At 72.6% G+C, this 19,209-nt stretch carries 17 protein-coding genes; 5 read left to right on the top strand and 12 right to left on the bottom strand.

Annotated elements, in window-relative coordinates; genetic code table 11:
• Positions 1 to 73: 73 nt before the first annotated feature.
• From CFT82_RS07290 to CFT82_RS07270, 5 genes are all read right to left on the bottom strand, one after another.
• Positions 74 to 709 carry an SDR family oxidoreductase gene (locus tag CFT82_RS07290; protein ID WP_234994345.1) on the bottom strand — a complete coding sequence of 212 codons (636 nt, stop codon included), beginning with the start codon at positions 707 to 709 and terminating at the stop codon, positions 74 to 76.
• 132 nt (positions 710 to 841) lie between these two features.
• Entirely contained in the window at positions 842 to 1,696 is an 855-nt protein-coding gene (locus CFT82_RS07285; protein WP_088818433.1) for a siderophore-interacting protein, read from the bottom strand.
• An 85-nt stretch (positions 1,697 to 1,781) separates the two neighbouring features.
• Positions 1,782 to 3,395: an acyl-CoA carboxylase subunit beta gene (locus CFT82_RS07280; RefSeq protein ID WP_088818432.1), complete on the bottom strand. Its 1,614-nt coding sequence runs from the start codon at positions 3,393 to 3,395 to the stop codon at positions 1,782 to 1,784.
• 7 nt (positions 3,396 to 3,402) lie between these two features.
• Complete coding sequence (locus CFT82_RS07275; protein WP_088818431.1) at positions 3,403 to 4,587, bottom strand: acyl-CoA dehydrogenase family protein; 1,185 nt, start codon at positions 4,585 to 4,587, stop codon at positions 3,403 to 3,405.
• A gap of 159 nt (positions 4,588 to 4,746) precedes the next feature.
• Positions 4,747 to 5,706, bottom strand: a complete 960-nt coding sequence (locus CFT82_RS07270) for a PfkB family carbohydrate kinase (RefSeq protein WP_088818430.1) — start codon at positions 5,704 to 5,706, stop codon at positions 4,747 to 4,749.
• Positions 5,707 to 5,763: 57 nt separating this feature from the next.
• Here CFT82_RS07270 and CFT82_RS07265 point away from each other — a divergent pair, with 57 nt between their 5' ends.
• Positions 5,764 to 7,551 (top strand): acetyl/propionyl/methylcrotonyl-CoA carboxylase subunit alpha, encoded by a 1,788-nt coding sequence (locus CFT82_RS07265; RefSeq protein ID WP_088818429.1) that lies wholly within the window; start codon positions 5,764 to 5,766, stop codon positions 7,549 to 7,551.
• Positions 7,552 to 7,780: 229 nt separating this feature from the next.
• Here the strand turns inward: CFT82_RS07265 and CFT82_RS07260 are convergent, their stop codons facing one another.
• Positions 7,781 to 9,214, bottom strand: a complete 1,434-nt coding sequence (locus CFT82_RS07260; protein WP_088818428.1) for an NAD(P)H-quinone dehydrogenase — start codon at positions 9,212 to 9,214, stop codon at positions 7,781 to 7,783.
• Between the two features lie 66 nt (positions 9,215 to 9,280).
• Here CFT82_RS07260 and CFT82_RS07255 point away from each other — a divergent pair, with 66 nt between their 5' ends.
• A complete protein-coding gene (locus CFT82_RS07255; protein ID WP_088818427.1) occupies positions 9,281 to 10,129 on the top strand; it encodes a purine-nucleoside phosphorylase in 849 nt (282 codons plus the stop codon).
• A gap of 73 nt (positions 10,130 to 10,202) precedes the next feature.
• On the top strand, positions 10,203 to 11,936 hold the full coding sequence (locus CFT82_RS07250; RefSeq protein WP_234994344.1) for a phospho-sugar mutase: 1,734 nt from the start codon (positions 10,203 to 10,205) through the stop codon (positions 11,934 to 11,936).
• A 73-nt stretch (positions 11,937 to 12,009) separates the two neighbouring features.
• Here CFT82_RS07250 and CFT82_RS07245 read toward each other — a convergent pair whose 3' ends face one another.
• Positions 12,010 to 12,702, bottom strand: coding sequence for a PH domain-containing protein (locus CFT82_RS07245; protein WP_159461888.1), 693 nt, complete (start codon positions 12,700 to 12,702; stop codon positions 12,010 to 12,012).
• A 52-nt stretch (positions 12,703 to 12,754) separates the two neighbouring features.
• Here CFT82_RS07245 and CFT82_RS07240 point away from each other — a divergent pair, with 52 nt between their 5' ends.
• Entirely contained in the window at positions 12,755 to 13,402 is a 648-nt protein-coding gene (locus CFT82_RS07240) for a uridine kinase family protein (RefSeq protein ID WP_143469556.1), read from the top strand.
• Positions 13,399 to 14,211 carry a deoxyribose-phosphate aldolase gene (gene deoC, locus CFT82_RS07235; protein ID WP_088818425.1) on the top strand — a complete coding sequence of 271 codons (813 nt, stop codon included), beginning with the start codon at positions 13,399 to 13,401 and terminating at the stop codon, positions 14,209 to 14,211. The genes CFT82_RS07240 and deoC overlap by 4 nt, the downstream gene beginning before the upstream one ends.
• A 73-nt stretch (positions 14,212 to 14,284) precedes the next feature.
• Here the strand turns inward: deoC and CFT82_RS07230 are convergent, their stop codons facing one another.
• The 5 genes from CFT82_RS07230 to CFT82_RS07210 form a co-directional block, all read right to left on the bottom strand.
• On the bottom strand, positions 14,285 to 15,586 hold the full coding sequence (locus CFT82_RS07230; protein WP_088818823.1) for a thymidine phosphorylase: 1,302 nt from the start codon (positions 15,584 to 15,586) through the stop codon (positions 14,285 to 14,287).
• Between the two features lie 69 nt (positions 15,587 to 15,655).
• The gene (locus CFT82_RS07225; RefSeq protein ID WP_088818424.1) at positions 15,656 to 15,760 is read right to left on the bottom strand and encodes a methionine/alanine import family NSS transporter small subunit; all 105 of its coding nucleotides are present in this window, start codon (positions 15,758 to 15,760) and stop codon (positions 15,656 to 15,658) included.
• A complete protein-coding gene (locus CFT82_RS07220; RefSeq protein ID WP_088818423.1) occupies positions 15,757 to 17,382 on the bottom strand; it encodes a sodium-dependent transporter in 1,626 nt (541 codons plus the stop codon). Before CFT82_RS07220 ends, CFT82_RS07225 begins: the two co-directional genes overlap by 4 nt.
• A 114-nt stretch (positions 17,383 to 17,496) precedes the next feature.
• Entirely contained in the window at positions 17,497 to 17,913 is a 417-nt protein-coding gene (locus tag CFT82_RS07215; RefSeq protein ID WP_200815093.1) for a cytidine deaminase, read from the bottom strand.
• Complete coding sequence (locus tag CFT82_RS07210) at positions 17,910 to 19,208, bottom strand: ABC transporter permease (RefSeq protein ID WP_088818821.1); 1,299 nt, start codon at positions 19,206 to 19,208, stop codon at positions 17,910 to 17,912. Before CFT82_RS07210 ends, CFT82_RS07215 begins: the two co-directional genes overlap by 4 nt.
• Position 19,209: the final 1 nt, after the last annotated feature.

Below are 19,209 nucleotides of genomic sequence, written 5' to 3'. Positions count from 1 at the left end.
GTGAATAAGGCGAGGCTCACCTTAGCAAGGCCTGCGGGGTGCTGCGCACGGCCCCCGCCCGCGGCTCGCTCCGTCAGTACTTGATGTGCTGCCCACCGTCGATGGGGATGACCGTGCCGTCGACGAAGCCCGCCTCGTTGCCCAGGAGGAAGCACACCAGGGCCGCCACCTCCTCAGGCTTGCCAAAGCGCTGCATCGGGTTCGGCTTCACGAACTCCTCCCCGACCTTCTCCCAGTCGTCGCCACCCATCTGCCGCAGCGAGCCCTCGACCATCGCGGTCATGATCGCGCCCGGCGCGATGGCGTTGATGACCACACCCTTCGTGCCGTACTCCACTGCCGAGTTGCGCGTCAGGCCGACCACGCCGTGCTTGGCGGCCGCATAACCGGACTGGTTGCCCACACCGCGGATGCCGCCGACCGACGCGCAGTTCACGATGGACCCCGAACCCTGCTCGGCCATCACGGCGAGCACCTTCTCCATGCCCAGGAACACGCCGGTGAGGTTCACCGCCAGCACCTTCTGGAACTCGGCGTTCGTGAAGTCCTCGGTGAGATTCTGCCTGCCCTCGATACCGGCGTTGTTGAAGAACCCGTCGATCGAGCCGTAGGCCTCCCGGTGACGGTCCACGTAGGCCTGGACCTGCGCCTCGTCGGTGACGTCGGCGGTCACCAGCTGCAGCTCCGCCTCGGGGGCGGCCTCCTCCACCAGCCCCTCGGTCGCCTTCAGGCCGTCCTCGGCGTGTCGGGGACGTGGAAGGGCGTGCCCACGGGCACGCCCTTCATTCCTGACAACACCAGAGAAGTGATTCCTGTTCCCACCCAGAGGAAATACGGGGAATCAGCCCGCCCGCTCCGCGGCCTCCATCGCGGCCACGAAGTCCCGCTTCCCGGCCTGCCACTCGTCCTCGGTGCAACCGGTGCGCCAGTAGCCGCTGATGGAGACCTGCTCCCGGGGCAACCCGCGCTCGACGAAGAGGAAGCGCCGCACGTCCTTGACCATCTCGGCCACCCCGTGGACGAAGACCTGCACTCCCTCGGGCAGCTCCCCCTGCTCCACGACGGCGTGCGCGAGCGCCTGACCGTGGCCGTGCGCACCGCGCAGCACCGGCACCACCTCCAGGCCCGGCCCGGTCGGCAGCTCGGGCAGCAGGTCGGGCGCCCCGACCTCGCAGAGGACCTGCGCGGTCCCCCCGACCTCGAGCAGACGCTCCATGGCCGCCGCGAGGGCGGGGAGGGCCGACTCGTCCCCGGCCAGCAGGTGGTGGGCACCCGGCGTCGGCGACCAGGCGCCACCGGGGCCGTGGAAGGAGATCGGGTCACCGGGCCGCGCCGCAGCCGCCCACGGACCGGCCAGCCCGTCCTCGCCGTGGTGCACGAAGTCCACCGCCATCCGGCCGGCCTCGAGGCTGCGGATCGTGTACGTGCGCGTCACCGGCCACTCCTCGCGCGGGAGCGCCTCCTTGAGCCCCGCGGCGTCGACGTGCTCGGGGTAGGCGCCCCCGGTGGGCGGGAAGAGCAGCTTGACGTAGTGGTCGGTGTGCTCCAGCGGGGGCAGGGCGTCGACCCCCTCCCCGGTGAGCCAGACGCGCACCATCTCGTCGGTGAGCCACTCGGTGGACTCCACCACCGCATGACGGGTCGGGCGGGCGGGTCGCCCTGCCTGCGGGGCAGGCGCGGCAGCGGGACGGGTCATGGTGCCTCCTCGGAAGTGAGGCAAGCCTAAGCCCCCGCCGCCCGGAGGGGCGACGGGGGCTTAGGACGACCGGCGGACTGCCCGATCAAACCGGCGGGACGTCCCGGCGGCGGGTGGAGAAGTGACGCTCGCGACCGCGGGCGAACTCCAGCCGCTTGAGCAGCTCCTCGCGCAGCGCGTCGGCCTCGATGATGCCGTCGATCACCAGGTCGGCGGCCAGCCGCTCGAGGTCCACGTCCTCGACGTACTCCTCGCGCTTCTCGTGGACGAAGGCCTCCCGCGCCTCGGCGCCCTGCTCGGCCTCGACCTCGGCGATCTTGTTGGCGTAGACCGCGTTGACGGCCGCCTCCGGGCCCATCACGGCGATCCGCCCGGTGGGCAGCGCCAGGGTGGCGTCCGGCGCGAAGCCCGGCCCACCCATCGCGTACAGGCCGGCGCCGTAGGCCTTGCGGACCACGATGCAGAACTGCGGCACGGTGGCCGAGGAGACCGCCGAGACCATCTTCGCGCCGTGGCGGATGATGCCGGTGCGCTCCACCTCGGAGCCGATCATGAAGCCCGGCACGTCGACCAGGTAGATGAGCGGGATCGAGTAGGCGTCGCAGAGCCAGATGAAACGCGAGGCCTTGTCGGCGGAGTCGGTGAAGAGCACACCGCCCTTGACCGCCGAGTTGTTCGCCACGATGCCGACCGTCCGGCCGTCCATCCGGGCGAAGCCGATGACCAGCTCGGGGGCGAAGAGCTCCTTGATCTCGAAGAAGCTGTCGTCGTCCACCAGACCGTCGATGACCTCGTGCATGTCGAAGGGCACCGACTCGCTCTCGGGCACCGTGGTGCGCTCCAGCGGGTACGCCGGCTCCTCGGCCTCGTAGGGCTCCAGCTCCGTGCGCCAGTTCTGCGGCACGTACGAGAAGTACATCCGGGCGGTCTCGATGGCCTCGGTGTCGTCCTGCACGAGGATGTCGCCCACGCCGGAGACGGTGCAGTGCATGCGCGCACCGCCCATCTCGTCGAGGGTGACCTTCTCGCCGACGACCATCTCGGCCATGCGGGGGCTGCCCAGGTACATCGAGGCGTTGCCCTCCACCATGATCACCACGTCGGTGAACGAGGGGATGTACGCGCCACCGGCCGCGGACGGGCCGAACAGGCAGCAGATCTGCGGGACCTTGCCCGAGAGCGCCACCTGGTTGTGGAAGATCCGCCCGGCGCCGCGACGGCCCGGGAAGAGCTCGACCTGGTCGGTGATGCGGGCACCGGCGGAGTCGACGAACCAGAACACCGGCAGCTCCTCACGGAGCGCCATCTCGGTGGCGCGGACGATCTTCTCCACGGTGCGCGCACCCCAGGAGCCCGCCTTCACGGTCGGGTCGTTGGCGATGACGATGGCCGGGCGGCCGTCGACGGTGCCGCGCCCGGTGACCACACCGTCGGCCGGCAGGCCCTCGGCGGTGGCGTTGGCGTACCGGGCGTCCTCGACGAAGGAGCCCTCGTCGAAGAGCATCGCGATGCGATCGCGCACGTAGAGCTTGTTCTGCTTCTCGAGCTTCGCGGCGCCCTTCTCGGTGGGCGCCCCGGAGGCGGCGTGGGCCTCGTTGAGGCGGCGCCGGACGTCGGCGACCTTCTCGTCCCCGCCGGGGGTCGCGTCGGCGAAGGGCTGCACGCCCGGGGTCTCGGCTGCGTTGGTGGTGGTCGTCATGACGGGATCAGCCCTCCAGCCCCAGGCCGCGGGCGATGAGCATGCGCTGCACCTCGGAGGTGCCCTCACCGATCTCCAGGATCTTGGCGTCGCGGTAGAAGCGGGCCACCGGGTACTCCTCCATGAAGCCGTTGCCACCGAACACCTGGGTGGCGATGCGGGTGGCCTCGACGGCCGCCTCGGTGGAGTACAGCTTGGCGATGGAGGCGGCCTTCTTGACCTCCTGCATCGAGCGACGACCGGCCTCGAACTCGTCCTTCAGCCAGGCGGCCTTGTAGGTGAGCAGGCGGGCGGCCTCGACCTTGACCTGCAGGTCCGCCACCTGGAAGGAGACGCCCTGGTAGGCGCCGATCGGCTTGCCGAAAGCGGTGCGCTGCTTGGCGTACTCCACGGACTGCTCGAGGCAGGCCTGGGCCAGACCGACCGCGAGCGCCGAGATGGCGATGCGGCCGTCGTCGAGGGTCTTGAGGAACTGCTTGTAGCCCTCGCCGCGCTCGCCGAGCAGGTTGGCCTCCGGCACGCGGCAGTTCTCGAAGGTCAGGCCGTGCGTGTCGGAGATGTGCCAGCCGAGCTTGCGGTAGGCGGGCTCCACGGTGAAGCCGGGGGTGCCGGCCGGCACGATGATCGCGCTGATCTCCGGCTTGCCGTTCTCGCGGGTGCCGGTGCGGGCGGTGACGGTCACGCAGGAGGTGATGTCGGTGCCGGAGTTCGTGATGAACGCCTTGGAGCCGTTGACGACCCACTCGCCGTCCACGACCTCGGCCTTGGTGCGGGTGCCGGAGGCGTCCGAGCCGGCGTCGGGCTCGGTGAGGCCGAAGCCGGCCAGGGCGCGACCGGCCACGAGGTCGGGGAGCCACTTCTCCTTCTGCTCCTGCGAGCCGTAGGTGAGGATCGGGTTGATGCCCAGCCCCACCCCGGCCGAGAGCGTGATGCCCATCGACTGGTCGACGCGGCCGAGCTCCTCGATGGCCAGACAGAGGTAGGTGAACGGGCCCTCGTCGTCCAGGCCGGCACCACCGAACTCCTCGGGCACGACGAGCCCGAACAGCCCCATCTCACCCATCTTCGGGATCAGCTCGGTCGGGAAGTGCGACTCGGCGTCCCACTTCTCCACGTGGGGGGCGATCTCCGCCTCGGCGAACTGACGGACGACCTGGCGGAAGTCCTCGTGGTCCTTGGACAGCTCGAACATGTGAGCGCCTTTCATCGAATCGGTTCGTCGGGACCCGCCCGGTGCGAGCTCTTGCCTCGCAGACCTAGTGGCCCGGGTCACACCACGTCAGAGCATAGGTGCTGTCCTGCGGCATTCCGAGCCGAAGGGAATCCACCCCTCCCCGCACCCGCCCCGGTGTCACCCGTGGGCCACGAGGAAGGCGTCCACCTCGGCGGAGTCCGGCGCGGTGTCCGGGCCGGGGCGGGTGACGGTGATGGCCGCCGCCGCGTTGCCGCGCCGGCAGGCCTCCGCCCAGTCGAGACCCTGCAGGTGGGCGGCCAGCATCACCCCGCAGTGGGTGTCCCCGGCCCCGTTGGTGTCCACCGGGTCCTGCGGGAAGCCGGGCACCTCCACCGCGGCGCGACCCGGCTCGGCCACGGCGCAGCCGGCCGGCCCGTCGCGCACCACGGCGACACCCCCGAGCCGCTCGGCCACGGCGTCGGCGGCCGCCACCATCGAGCCCGTCGGCCGCCCCACGAGCGCGTCGGCCTCGGCGAGGTTGGAGGTCCAGATGGTCGTGGCGGCCAGGGCGGCCCGCTGCACGTCCGCGGGCAGCTCGGCGAACACCGCCCCGGGGTCGAGGCAGACGCCCACCCCCTCCGGCAGCCCGGCGAGGTGCTCCAGCAGGGCCGGTCCCGTCGGGTCCAGCAGCGTGTACCCCGAGACGCACAGGACGTCCCCGGCGACCGGGGCGGCGGTGGCCAGCGTGTCGGCGGTGATGCGGCGCTCGGCCCCCCGGGTGGTGATGAAGGTGCGCTCGGCGGTGGCGTCCACGAGCACCACGCAGGTCCCGGTGTCCATGTCCTCGACGGTCGGTGCGCTCGCCCCCACCCCGGCCCCGGCGAGCGCGGAGCGCACGAGGTCCCCCCGCCACCCCGTGCCGATCGAGCCGGCGTGCACGGCCTCGGCCCCCTGCCGGCGGGCGGCCACGAGGATGGTCACCGCTCCCCCGGCGTGCTGGCTGCTGCGGGCCGCCATGACATTGCCCCCGGCAGCGGGCAGGGCGGGCACGTGGAAGATCTCGTCGACCAGCGCCTGGGCGGTGTGGACGAGACGCGGAGACGGGGCGCTCACGCCCCCGACGGGCTGGGTGCTCATGGGGCAACCCTGCCACTGCGCAGCGATCGTGGCCCGCGTCACGTTACAGTTGCGCGCATGGCTCCAGTGACCTCCGTGCTCATCGCCAACCGTGGCGAGATCGCCGTCCGCATTGCCCGCGCCTGTGCCGACGCAGGCATCAAGTCCGTCGCGGTCTACGCCGACCCCGACCGGGACGCCCTCCACACCCAGGTGGCCGACGAGGCGTACTCGATCGGGGGCGACACCCCGGCCGAGTCCTACCTGGTGGTCGAGAAGCTGCTCGACGTGGCCCGCGAGGCCGGCGCCGACGCGGTGCACCCGGGCTACGGCTTCCTCGCCGAGAACGCCGACTTCGCCCAGGCCGTCCTCGACGCCGGGCTGACCTGGATCGGCCCGTCCCCGGCCGCCATCGACCAGCTGGGCGACAAGGTGAAGGCCCGCCACATCGCCGACGCCGCGAACGCCCCCCTGGTGCCCGGCACCAAGGACCCGGTGGAGAGCGCCGACGAGGTGCTCGCCTTCGCCGACGAGCACGGCCTGCCGGTGGCCATCAAGGCCGCCTACGGCGGTGGTGGCCGCGGCCTGAAGGTCGCCCGCACCCGCGAGGAGATCCCCGAGCTCTACGAGTCCGCCGTGCGCGAGGCCGTCGCCGCCTTCGGCCGCGGGGAGTGCTTCGTGGAGCGCTTCCTCGACCAGCCGCGCCACGTCGAGACCCAGTGCCTGGCCGACGAGCACGGCAACGTCGTGGTGGTCTCCACCCGCGACTGCTCGCTGCAGCGCCGCAACCAGAAGCTCGTCGAGGAGGCCCCCGCGCCCTTCCTCACCGACGAGCAGGAGGCCGAGCTGCGCCGTGCCTCGAAGGACATCCTCAAGGCCGCCGGCTACGTCGGCGCCGGCACCTGCGAGTTCCTCGTGGGCACCGACGGCACCATCTCCTTCCTCGAGGTGAACACCCGCCTCCAGGTCGAGCACCCGGTGACCGAGGAGGTCACCGGCATCGACCTGGTCCGCGAGCAGTTCCGCATCGCCGCCGGCGAGGAGCTGGGCTACGACGACCCGGAGGTCCGCGGCCACTCGATCGAGTACCGCATCAACTCCGAGGACGCCGGCCTGAACTTCATGCCCTCCCCCGGCACTGCCTCGGTGCTGCGCCCGCCGGCCGGCCCGGGTGTCCGCGTGGACTCGGGCATGGTCGAGGGCGACACCGTCGCCGGTGCGTTCGACTCCATGCTCGCCAAGCTCATCGTCACCGGCCGCACCCGCACCGAGGCGATCGAGCGCTCCCGTCGTGCGCTGGACGAGTTCGAGATCGAGGGCATGCCCACCGTGCTGCCCTTCCACCGCGCCGTGGTGCGTGACGAGGCCTTCGCCCCGGCCGACCCGGAGCAGCCCTTCAGCGTGCACACCCGCTGGATCGAGACCGAGTTCGACAACCAGATCGAGCCCTACTCCGGCCCGGTGGCCGACGCCCCGGAGAAGGCGGAGCGCCAGGAGCTCGTCGTCGAGGTGAACGGCCGCCGGATGGCCGTGAGCCTGCCGGGCGACCTCGCCCTGGGCGGCGGCGCTGCCGGTGGTGGCGCCCGCAAGAAGGCCCCGAAGCGCAAGCGCGGTGGTGGCGGTGCCGCGGCCGCCTCCGGTGACGCCGTGACCGCCCCGATGCAGGGCACCATCGTCAAGGTGGCCGTCGAGGAGGGCGCCACGGTGGCCGAGGGCGACCAGGTCGTGGTGCTCGAGGCGATGAAGATGGAGCAGCCGATCAAGGCGCACAAGGCCGGTGTGGTCACCGGGTTCAAGGCTGCCGTCGGCGAGACCGTCAACAACGGTGGCGTGATCTGCGAGATCAAGGACGCAGCCGCCGAGTGAGCTGAGCCGCTCACACACGGAGGAGGGCCCCACCGGGTGGTGGGGCCCTCCTCCGTGTGTGACCTGACTCGCGTGGGCCCCTCCTCCTGCGTGCCGCCCATCGATGCGGCGCAGATGGCTGCTACGAGTCCCCCTCCTGGGACCTCACGGCCACCCTCACAGCCATCACCAGACACCCACGATGACGGCGGGGGGCGTCAAGTCCAGGTCCCCGGCGCCGGGGTGCGTGTCAGTCCTCGCGGGTGTGGAGGCGGCGGGCGGCCTCGGCGATCGAGCCCGACATCGACGGGTAGACGGTGAAGGTCTGCGCCACCTGGTCCACCGTGAGGCGGTGCTGGACGGCCAGCGCGATGGAGTAGATGAGCTCGGAGGCCGACGGGGCCACCACCACGCCACCGACCACCACGTCGGCGCCCTGGGTGGCGAAGAGCTTGACGAAGCCGTGGTGCACGTTGCGCATCTTGGCCCGCGGGTTCGGCGCCAGCGGCAGCATGATCTCGTTGATCCCCTGCGCCCCCTCGCGCAGCTCCTTCTGGCCGACCCCGACCGTCGCCACCTCCGGGTCGGTGAAGATGTTCGAGCTCACGGCCCCCAGTCGCAGCGGCTGCACGGCCTCGCCGAGGGCGTGGCTCATCGCGATCCGGCCCTGCATGGCCGCCACCGAGGCCAGCGGCATCACCGCGGTGCAGTCACCGGCCGCGTAGATGCCGCGCACGGAGGTCCGCGACACCTTGTCCGCCAGGATGTGGCCGGAGTCGGAGGTCGCGACGCCGACCTCCTCCAGACCGAGGTCGTCGGTGTTCGGCACCGAGCCGACCGCCATGATGCAGTGCGAACCGGTCACCGTGCGCCCGTCGGTGAGCGTCACCACGACCTCGTCGCCCCGGCGCTCCACCGACTCGGCCCGCGAGCCGTTCATGACCTGCATGCCCCGGTCGCGGAAGACCTCCTCGAGGCACTCGGCGGCGTCGGCGTCCTCGCCCGGCAGCACGCGGTCGCGCGAGGAGACGAGCACGACCTCGCAGCCCAGCCCCAGGTAGGCGTGGGCGAACTCGGTACCGGTCACGCCCGAGCCGACGACGATCATCTTCTCCGGCAGCTCGGTGAGACCCCAGATCTGCTGCCAGGTGAGGATGCGCTCGCCGTCCGGCTGGGCGCTCGGCAGGACCCGCGGGGAGGCCCCGGTGGAGAGCAGCACGGTCTGCGCCTGCACGGTCTGGGTGGACCCGTCGGCGGCGGTCACCTCGACGGTGTCCTTGGCGAGAAGGCGGCCGCGGCCGTCGAGCACGCGCACCCCCTCCTCCTCGAGGGCGGCGCGGATGTCCCGCGACTGGGCGGCGGCCAGGTCCATCACCCGACGGTTCGCCCCCGCGAGGTCGATGTGCGCCTCCACGCCCTCCAGCAGCGGCTCGTGGGTGGCCGGGTCCCCGTCGTCCTCGGAGAACTCCACCCCCATCTTCTCGGCGAACTCGAAGCGCGCCTTGAACTCGGCGGTGGTGATGAGGGCCTTGGAGGGCACGCAGTCGGTGAGCACCGAGGCACCCCCCAGGCCGATCTCCTCGACGAGGGTCACCCGGGCCCCCGCCGCCGCTGCCGTGAGGGCGGCCTCGTAGCCGCCGGGTCCGCCGCCGATGATGATGACCGAGGGTGCGCTGGAGTCCATGGGCACAGTCAACCAAACCCGTGCTGCGCCACGGCTCCGGGTGACCCGGGTCGCTAGGCTGCCCTCGTGGTAACTCCCCAGACGCAGACCGACCCGTCCACCGACCCGCAGGCGCCCTTCGACCTGGCCCGACGTGCCGCCGAGGAGATCGCCGCCCGCACGGGGGTGGAGCAGCACGACGTCGCCCTCGTCCTGGGCTCCGGCTGGGGCGGCGCGGCCGACCTGCTCGGCGAGCCGGTCGCCTCGCTGGACCAGTCCGAGCTGCCCGGCTTCCCGCCCGCCGCGGTGGCCGGCCACTCCAGCGTCCTGCGCTCCTTCGCCGTCGCCGGGCCGGACGGCGCGACCCGCCGGGTGCTGGCCTTCGGCAGCCGCACCCACTACTACGAGGGCCACGGCGTGCGCCCCGTGGTGCACGCCCCGCGCACCGCCGCGGCCGCCGGGTGCCGCACCCTGGTGCTCACCAACGGCTGCGGCGGACTCCGCCCCGAGTGGGCCCCCGGCACGCCGGTGCTCATCAGCGACCACATCAACCTCACCGGCACCTCGCCGGTGGAGGGTGCGAACTTCGTGGACCTCACCGACCTGTACTCCCCCCGGCTGCGCGAGCTGGCCCGCGAGGTCGACCCCGGGCTGGAGGAGGGCGTCTACGTCCAGTTCCGCGGCCCGCACTACGAGACCCCCGCCGAGGTCCGGATGGCCCGCACCCTGGGTGGCGACCTGGTCGGCATGTCCACCACCCTGGAGGCGATCGCCGCCCGACAGGCCGGGCTCGAGGTGCTGGGCCTCTCGCTGGTCACCAACGCCGCCGCCGGCATCTCCCCCGAGCCCCTCTCCCACGCCGAGGTCATCGAGGCCGGCCGCGCCGCCTCCGCCCGGTGCGGGGAGCTGCTCGCCGGCATCATCCCGCGCCTCTGACCCCTTCCGTCCTCCCCCCGTCAGCCCACCTGCTCCGCCCCACCGCCTGCCTCACCTCACGATCGGAGACCCCGTGGACACCCTCACCCCCGACCTGCTGGACCTGGTCGCCCGCGCCCGCGCCTGGGCCGACGACGACCCGGACGAGACCACCCGCCGGGAACTCGCGGAGCTGGCCGCCGCGGTCGAGGCCGGTGACGAGGCCGCCGCGACGGAGCTCGCCGACCGCTTCCGGGGACCGCTGGAGTTCGGCACCGCCGGGCTGCGCGGCCGGATCGGCGCCGGAGAGACGCGGATGAACCGCGCGGTCGTCATCCGTGCCGCGGCCGGACTCACCGCCTGGTTGCAGGAGCGCGGCGGGGAGGGTGGCACCCCGGTCCCTTCCCCCACCGTGGTCGTCGGCTACGACGCCCGGCACGGCTCGCACCAGTTCGCCCTGGACACCGCTGCCGTGGTGGTCGGCGCCGGCGGGCAGGCCATCGTCCTGCCGGAGCCGCTGCCCACCCCGGTGCTGGCCTATGCCATCCGCCACACGGGCGCGGACGCGGGCGTCATGGTGACCGCCTCGCACAACCCGCCGCAGGACAACGGGTACAAGGTCTACCTCGGAGACGGCTCCCAGATCGTGCCTCCGGTGGACGCCGAGATCGCCTCGCACATCGCCGCCGTGGAGTCCGTGGCCTCGGTGCCGCGGGCCGAGGAGGGGTGGATCACCGCCGCCGACGACGTCCGCGAGGCCTACGTCGAGACCGCCGCCCAGGTGGTGGACCCGGCCGGCCCGAAGCAGGTCTCGGTGGTGCACACCGCCCTGCACGGGGTGGGTGGGGACGTGCTCGTGGAGGCCTTCGAGGCGGCGGGCTTCCCCACCCCCAAGGCGGTCGTCTCCCAGGCCGCCCCGGACCCGGACTTCCCCACGGTGGCCTTCCCGAACCCGGAGGAGGAGGGCGCGATCGACGAGGCCCTGGCCCTGGCCGCCCGGGTGCAGCCGGACGTGGTGCTGGCCAACGACCCGGACGCGGACCGGTGCGCGGTGGCCGTCCCCGACCCCACCGCCGTGACCCCGGACGACCCGGCCGGCTGGCGGATGCTGCGCGGTGACGAGGTCGGCGCCCTGCTGGGCCACCACCTCATCCGCCGCGCCCAAGAGGCCGGGGGGCTGCCGCAGGACGCGGTGATGGCCACCTCGATCGTCTCCTCGCGCCTGCTGGGCCGGATCGCGGCCGCTGCGGGCGTCGGCCACCTCGAGACGCTCACCGGTTTCAAGTGGATCGGTCGCGTGCCCGGGCTCTTCTTCGGCTACGAGGAGGCTCTCGGCTACTGCGTGGACCCCCGGAGCGTGAAGGACAAGGACGGCATCACCGCTGCCCTGGCCGTGGCCGACGCCGTGGCCCGCCTCCGCCAGGGCTCCCGCACCCGGACCGTGCTCGACGTACTCGACGACCTCTACCTCGAGCACGGGGTGCACGCGACGGACTCCTTCAGCATCCGCGTGGACGACCTGGAGCGCATCGGGCAGATCATGGGTGCGCTGCGCGCCGAGCCGCCGAGCTCGTTGGGCGGGCAGGAGGTCACCGAGTCGGTGGACCTCGCCGAGGGCTGGGGCGAGCTGCCCCCGACCGACGGGCTGCGCTGGCTGCTCGCCGACGACACCCGCGTCATCGTCCGCCCCTCGGGCACCGAGCCGAAGGTGAAGGTGTACCTGGAGGTCGTGGTGCCAGTGCAGGGCACGGACCTCATCGCCGCGAAGGGCGAGGCCTCGAGCCGGCTGGCCGCGGTGCGTGCCGACATGGAGCGCCTCACCGCCTGAGCAGCAGGGCACCGCAGGGGAGGGCGAGCCGTGTGCTCGCCCTCCCCTGCGGTGTCGTGCGAGACGGGACGCGTCAGTCGAGCAGGGCCTGCAGCCACAGGCCGAGGGGGACGAGCAGCCCCGTCACCAGGGCCGCCGCCGCCAACGGGTCCACCCGCACGACGGTGGGCGTCTGGTCGGCCTCGACGACCCCGTCGGCCAGCGCGTCGGCGTGGGCGTCCCGGACGCCGCGCACCGTCCCGGCCACGTTCTGCAGGTCCTCGGCGACCTCGTAGGCCGGCCGGGCGGCCAGCTCCTCGTAGCTCACCCCCAGCCGCTTCGCCTGGATCCGGCGGAGCAGGCCGAGCCCGTTGACGTCGGCCGAGTAGTCCACCCCGGAGGGGTCCCGGTACGAGGACCCGATGGCCCACGCCCGGTGCCGGCCGCGCTCGGTCTCCACCTCCAGCGACCAGCGCGAACCCACCCGCCGCACCCGCTGCCAGGGAACCCGCACCGTGCGCACCGGGTTGACCACCGTCAGGGCGTCGGGGTCCAGGACCACCTTCGGCCGCCAGATGAGCACCCAGGCCAGCGCGGCCCCGGCCAGCGCGAGCGCGATGGTCACCCCGCTGATCGGGTCGGTGGTGAGGGCCAGGCCGAGGAAGACCGCGGCCAGCAACCACGAGACGACCGCGAGGATCCGGGCGCGGCGGGGGTGCACCACCTGGCGCTCTCCCTCCCGGGGGTCGGCGGGCGGGGTGCTGGGGGTCTGCGGCGTCGTGGTCATCGCTCTCGATCGGTCGGGGGCCGGGGTGCTCTCGCACGTAGGATCATCCCCCATGTCGACCGCACCACCCGACGGGCACGCCCAGACCCCCGAGCTGACGCCGGCACCCCGGCGGGTGCTGCTGCTGACCGGCCCGAGCGGGGCGGGCAAGAGTCGGCTGGCCAAGCGGCTCTCCGCCGAGCACGGGTGGCCGGTGGTCCCGCTGGACGACTACTACCGCGACCACGACGCCCCCGACCTGCCCCGCCGCCCGGACGGCCTCGTGGACTGGGACCACGTGGGCGCCTGGCGGGCCGACGACGCCCTGAGCGGGCTGCGCGAGCTGCTCACCACCGGGCGGACACTGGTCCCCACCTACGACATCTCCACCTCGACCCGGGTCTCCGAGCGGGTGGTCGAGCGGGGCGGGGCGCCCGTGGTGCTCGCCGAGGGGATCTTCGCCGCCCACCTCGCCGCGGAGCTGCGCGCCGCGGGACAGCTGGCCGACCTGTGGTGCGTCACCGCCGGACCGTGGACCACCTTCGGCCGCCGGCTCGTCCGCGACCTGGCCGAGCGCCGCAAGCCTCCCCACGTGCTCTGGGAGCGGGGGCACCGGCTGCGCCGCACCGAGCCGGTCTTCGTGGCCCACCAGCGGGTGCTCGGGGCCCGGGTGATCTCCCCCGCCGAGGGCGAGCGCCGCGCCCGTACGCTGGGGGCATGACGACGCCCTACGCCCCCGGGACCACCCTGACCCTGCAGCAGGTCGCCGACCTCTTCGACCACGCCCTGCTCAAGCCCGAGCTGACGCCCGCCGAGGTGGAGGCCGGGGTCACCGAGATCGCGCGGCTCAACGCGTGGAGCGTGTGCGTCCGCCCCTCCGACGTGGCGCTGGCCGCCCGGACCATCGCCGGGACCACGGCCCAGGGCGCCCCGGAGGGCGACGGCGAGCCCTCCCGCACGCGTGTGTGCACGGTGATCGGCTTCCCGCACGGGACGACCACGACCGCCGCGAAGGTCGCCGAGGCCCGGCAGGCGATGGACGACGGGGCGGTCGAGCTGGACATGGTGCTGAACATCGGCCGGCTGCGCGGCGGGGAGGTCGAGGCCGTGCAGGCCGACATCACCGCCGTGGTGGCCGAGGGGCACGCCCAGGAGGTGCCGGTGAAGGTGATCCTGGAGACCGCTCTCCTCGACGACGCGCAGAAGGCAGCCGGCTGCCGCGCCGCCGAGGCGGCCGGGGCGGACTTCGTGAAGACCTCCACCGGGTTCGCCGGTGGGGGCGCCACCCTGCCCGACGTGCGCCTCATGCGGCGGACCGTCTCGGAGTCCGTGCAGGTCAAGGCCTCCGGCGGCGTGCGCGACCTGGACACCCTGCTGGCGATGCTGGCCGAGGGGGTCACCCGCATCGGGACGAGCTCGACACCGGCCCTGCTGGCCGAGGCCCGCGAGCGCGCCGGGCAGGACGGCCTCGTGGTGCCCGAGCCGCGTGAGCTCTCCACCGCCGACGCTGAGGGGTCCAGCAGCTACTGAGCCCCCGCCCGGACCGCGGACACAGACCGGGCGCCCCCGGGCCCCTTCCCGCGCGGGAAGGGGCCCGGGGGTCTCAGCGGCCGATCCGGTCGATGATCAGGCTGCGGGTGAAGGGCTCGGCCTGCGGGTCGAGCGTCACCGCTCCGGCGAGGGTCTCCACGCCGCGATCCAGCCGCTCGGCGGTCTCGGTGTGGCAGGTGAAGAGCACCTGGCCGGCCTCGACGCGCTCCCCCACGGTCGCGTGCCAGCGCACCCCGGCCCCGGCCTGCACCGGGTCCTCCTTGCGGGCCCGGCCGGCGCCGAGCCGCCACGCGGCCAGCCCGACCTGGTAGGCGTCCATGGCGGTGAGGACCCCCGACTCCTCGGCTGTCACCTCGGCGACGTGCTCCCCCCGCGGGATCTCGGCCGCCGGGTCGCCACCCTGCGCCGCGATCATGCGCTCCCACAGCTCCAGGGCCGCCCCGGAGTCGAGCACCTGCTCCACGTCGATCTCGGCCGCCCCCTCGACGCCGGAGGCCAGCACCATCTCCTGCGCCAGCGCCAGCGTGAGCTCCCGGACGTCGGCGGGGCCCCCACCCCGCAGCACCTCCACGGACTCGGTGACCTCCATGCCGTTGCCGGCGGTGCGACCCAGCGGCGCGGACATGTCGGTGAGCAGCGCCACGGTGCGCACCCCGGCGGCCTCCCCGAGGGCGACCATCCGCTCGGCCAGCTCGCGGGCGTCCGCCTCGGTCTTCATGAACGCGCCGGACCCGACCTTCACGTCGAGCACCAGCGCCCCGGTGCCCTCGGCGATCTTCTTCGACATGATCGAGCTGGCGATGAGCGGGATCGCCTCGACCGTGCCGGTGACGTCGCGCAGGGCGTAGAGCTTCTTGTCGGCCGGCGCCAAGCCCGCCCCGGCCGCGCAGACCACGGCGCCGACCTCCTCGAGCTGGACGAGCATCTCGTCGTTGGAGAGCTCCGCCCGCCAGCCGGGGATCGCCTCCATCTTGTCCAGCGTGCCCCCGGTGTGGCCCAGGCCGCGCCCGGACAGCTGGGGGACGGCCACCCCGCAGGCCGCCACGAGCGGGGCCAGCGGGAGCGTGATCTTGTCCCCCACCCCACCGGTGGAGTGCTTGTCGGCCGTCGGGCGGCTCAGGGTGGAGAAATCCATCCGCTCCCCCGAGGCGATCATCGCCGCGGTCCAGCGCTCGATCTCCCGCGGCTCCATGCCCTGGAGAAGGATCGCCATGGCCAGCGCCGACATCTGCTCGTCGGCCACGTCACCCCGGGTGTAGGCGTCGATCACCCAGTCGATCTGGTCGTCCGTCAGACACCCCCCGTCGCGCTTGGTCCGGATGATGTCCACGGCGTCGTGCTGCGAGCTGCTCATGGCCCCCAGCATGGCACGGCCCCGCATCCACGATGCGGGGCCGTGCCGGGTGCGCCGAGCGGCGCGGGGTCAGTCCTCGTCGGGGTTGGCCATGAGGTGGCTGAGCGTCAGGCCCAGTCCGCCCCACACCACGGCGAGGTAGCAGACCATCATGATGATCGCCTCGGTGCTCATGCGCGGCTCCCTTCCAGGTCGGTGCGCTCGATGTCGGTCCGGCCGTAGCTCGGGTCGTCGTCGTCCACGTCGTAGGCCGGGGCCAGCTTCTCCTCGCGCACCCAGGGCACGAACGAGAGCAGGATCGCCAGCACGATGATGGCGCCGGACATCCCCCAGCCGAAGATGTTGAGGAACTGCGAGGGGTAGCCCTCGTAGTTCTCGGCCTGCAGGGTGACGATGCCCCGGTAGACGGTGTAGACGAGCACGGCCGGCGTGAGCACACCCACGCAGAGCATCCAGAACCAGCCCACCGGGAAGGAGCCCACGGCGTTGAGGTGGTGCGCCAGGCGGGGCAGGGCGCGGGCGCCCCAGGCCACGAGCAGACAGCTGATGGCCGCGAAGCCGACGAGCATCACGTTGTTCACCCAGTTGTCCACCACGTCCAGGACCATCAGGCCGCTGGAGGTCGGGAAGAAGACGAGCGAGATCGCGGCGGTGGCGCCACCGGCGACCAGCGTGCCGGCCCGGTGCCCCATCCCGAACTTCTCGCCGACGCCCGCGCCGACCACCTGGATGAGGCTCACCAGCGAGGTGACACCGGCCACGACGAGGCAGCCGAAGAAGAGCACGCCGAAGAACTGACCGAAGGGCATCTCGCTGATGAGGGCCGGGAAGACCACGAAGGCCAGGCCCGGGCCACCGGCCACGGCCTCGTCGACGCCCACCCCCTGCTGCCCGGCGAGGAAGCCGATGCAGGCGAAGACGCCGATGCCGGCCAGCACCTCGAACGAGGCGTTGGAGAAGGCCACCACCAGGCCGGAGCCGGTGAGATTGGTGCGGAGCTTGAGGTACGAGGCGTAGGTGAGCATCGCGCCGATGGCCACCGAGGTGCTGAAGAACACCTGACCGTAGGCGGCCACCCAGACCGCCGGGTCCTTGAGCGCCCCCCAGTTCGGGCTGAAGAAGGCGTCGAGCCCCGCCATGGCGCCCTCCAGGAAGAGGGCCCGCACCACCAGCGCCACGAAGGCCGCGAACAGGGTGGGCAGCAGGACCTTGTTCACGCCGCCGATGCCGCGGTCGATGCCGAACAGGACGACCCCGATGCACACCACCCAGATGAGGGCCAGCGCCGCGAAGGTGCCCGGGTCATAGGTGCCGATGGCCTTCGGGGTCTCGTCCAGGGAGAGGAAGTCCCCGAAGAAGAAGGCCTCGGAGTCCTTGCCCCAGCCCAGGGTGAAGGAGAGCAGGAAGTAGCGCAGCGCCCAGGCCAGCACCACCGCGTAGTAGGCGGAGATGGCGAAGCACAGGAGGACCTGCACCCAGCCCAGCGGCTCGAGCCAGCGGCGCAGCCGGCTGTAGGACAGCGGCGACGAACCCCGGAACTTGTGGCCCAGGGCGTAGTCGAGGAAGAGCAGCGGGATCGCGGCGGTCAGGAGCGCCACCAGGTACGGCACGAGAAAGGCCCCGCCTCCGCTCTCGTACGCGACATAGGGGTAACGCCAGATGTTGCCCAGACCGACGGCCGACCCGATCGCCGCGAGGATGAACACGCTGCGCGAGGAGAAGGCCTGACGATCACCGGAACCGCCGGAGGCGGTCTCGATGGGTACGGCGGTGGCTCCGCCGGGATGCGCTGACATGGGAGACCTCTGGGTCAGGGGACAAGGATGTCCCTGATGGTGCAGCGCCCCCGGGGATCAGAACAGGGGTGGCGGCAGAACGTCACCATTCCGTGACATGCCGAGACCCCCGGGTCACGGCTTCGTGACCTGCTCCAGGTCCTCGGCCCCGAAGGCCCAGGGAACGATCTCCGCGACCGACCGGGGCGTCCCGTCGGGGCAGGCGACGAGGCACTCGGGCCCACCGTGCTCGACGAGCAGCTGGCGGCAGCGCCCGCAGGGCATGACCACCTCGCCGTCGCCGCGCACGCACTGCACCGCCACCAGGCGTCCGCCACCGGTCGCGACGAGCTGGCTGACCATGCCGCACTCGGCGCACAGGGTCACGCCGTATCCGGCGTTCTCCACGTTGCAGCCCACGACCACCCGGCCGTCGTCCACCAGCCCGGCCGCCCCCACCGGGTAGCTCGAGTAGGGGGCGTAGGCACGCTGCACGATCTCCCGGGCGGCCCGGCCCAGCTCCTCCCAGTCGATCTCCACGACGGTGCTCATCCACGCCCCTTCACGTAGGCCTTGCCCTCCGCCGCCGGCGGGCGCACCCGGCCCACCAGGCCCGCGACGGCCACGATCGTCACCAGGTAGGGCAGCATGAGCAGCAGGTCGGTCGGCATCGGGGAGCCGATCGACGAGAGCACGTTGCCCAGGTTCTTCGTGAACCCGAAGAGCAGCGCAGCCACCACCGCCCCCTTCGGGCTCCACCGGCCGAGGATCATCGCCGCCAGGGCGATGAAGCCGTTGCCGGCGGACATGTCCCGGCCGAAGGCCAGCCCCGCGCCGATGGTGAAGAAGGCACCCCCCAGACCAGCGACCGCGCCACCGAGCAGCACGTTCTGGACGCGGAGCCGGTTGACGTCCACGCCCACGGTGTCGGCGGCCTTCGGGTGCTCCCCGACGGCCCGGGTGCGCAGACCCCAGGTGGACCGGAAGAGCATCACGTGCAGCAGGGCCACGAGCACGTACATGAGGTAGACGAGGATCGTCTGGTTGAAGAGCACCGGGCCGATCACGGGGATCTGCGAGAGGACCGGGATCGGCAGCTCGGGCAGCTCCTGGCGGCTGTTCCAGGTCTCCTTCTCCTGCGAGAGGATCGTGGAGAAGAGGAAGCCGGTCAGGCCCAGGACGAGGGTGTTGAGCACCACGCCGACGATGATCTGATCGACCCGGAAGACCACCGCGAAGAGCACCAGCAGCGCACCCACCAGGGCACCGGCCACCGGCGCGGCCAGGAGCCCCAGCCAGGCGTTGGCCGCCAGCGAGGCCACCACCGCGGCGGCGAAGGCGCCGAAGAGCAGCTGCCCCTCGATGGCGATGTTGATGACCCCCGAGCGCTCGCAGAGGATGCCGGACATCGCCCCGAAGATCAGCGGGACCGACAAGGCCAGGGCACCGGCCAGCAGGGAGACCACGGGCACCACCGAGTCGGTGTCGGCGGCGGCCCAGACGAGCATCGCCAGGATGAAGGCCAGACCCCCCAGCGCGTGCAGCCAGGCCGGGGCGTGACCGCGACGGCTCGCCACCCAGGCGGCCACCACGGCCAGGACGACGGTCAGCCCGACGACGGTGGTCCGTGCCGGCACGGTCACGTCGGGCAGCTTCAGCCAGGTGTTCGCCGAGTCCAGGCGGAAGCCCGTCTCGGCACCACCGGCGGTGCTGAACAGGCACAGCAGAGCCAGCGCGAGCCCCAGCGCGTAGACCGCGACGATCCCCCAGCGGGGCTTGGCCGTCGGCCGGGTCGCGACGGCGGGCTCCACCGACGGGGTCACCGGGGTGTCGGGCGTCGTGCTCATC

The organism is Kytococcus aerolatus (assembly GCF_900187395.1).
GTDB lineage: Bacteria > Actinomycetota > Actinomycetes > Actinomycetales > Dermatophilaceae > Kytococcus > Kytococcus aerolatus.
This window is presented reverse-complemented; position numbering and strand designations above follow the sequence as displayed.

Coding starts and splice junctions, on each gene's coding strand:
- CFT82_RS07285 (WP_088818433.1), bottom strand. CDS start 1,696: ATGACCCGTCCCGCTGCCGCGCCTGCCCCGCAGGCAGGGCGACCCGCC.
- CFT82_RS07280 (WP_088818432.1), bottom strand. CDS start 3,395: ATGACGACCACCACCAACGCAGCCGAGACCCCGGGCGTGCAGCCCTTC.
- CFT82_RS07275 (WP_088818431.1), bottom strand. CDS start 4,587: ATGTTCGAGCTGTCCAAGGACCACGAGGACTTCCGCCAGGTCGTCCGT.
- CFT82_RS07270 (WP_088818430.1), bottom strand. CDS start 5,706: ATGAGCACCCAGCCCGTCGGGGGCGTGAGCGCCCCGTCTCCGCGTCTC.
- CFT82_RS07265 (WP_088818429.1), top strand. CDS start 5,764: ATGGCTCCAGTGACCTCCGTGCTCATCGCCAACCGTGGCGAGATCGCC.
- CFT82_RS07260 (WP_088818428.1), bottom strand. CDS start 9,214: ATGGACTCCAGCGCACCCTCGGTCATCATCATCGGCGGCGGACCCGGC.
- CFT82_RS07245 (WP_159461888.1), bottom strand. CDS start 12,702: ATGACCACGACGCCGCAGACCCCCAGCACCCCGCCCGCCGACCCCCGG.
- CFT82_RS07240 (WP_143469556.1), top strand. CDS start 12,755: ATGTCGACCGCACCACCCGACGGGCACGCCCAGACCCCCGAGCTGACG.
- deoC (WP_088818425.1), top strand. CDS start 13,399: ATGACGACGCCCTACGCCCCCGGGACCACCCTGACCCTGCAGCAGGTC.
- CFT82_RS07230 (WP_088818823.1), bottom strand. CDS start 15,586: ATGAGCAGCTCGCAGCACGACGCCGTGGACATCATCCGGACCAAGCGC.
- CFT82_RS07225 (WP_088818424.1), bottom strand. CDS start 15,760: ATGAGCACCGAGGCGATCATCATGATGGTCTGCTACCTCGCCGTGGTG.
- CFT82_RS07220 (WP_088818423.1), bottom strand. CDS start 17,382: ATGTCAGCGCATCCCGGCGGAGCCACCGCCGTACCCATCGAGACCGCC.
- CFT82_RS07215 (WP_200815093.1), bottom strand. CDS start 17,913: ATGAGCACCGTCGTGGAGATCGACTGGGAGGAGCTGGGCCGGGCCGCC.
- CFT82_RS07210 (WP_088818821.1), bottom strand. CDS start 19,208: ATGAGCACGACGCCCGACACCCCGGTGACCCCGTCGGTGGAGCCCGCC.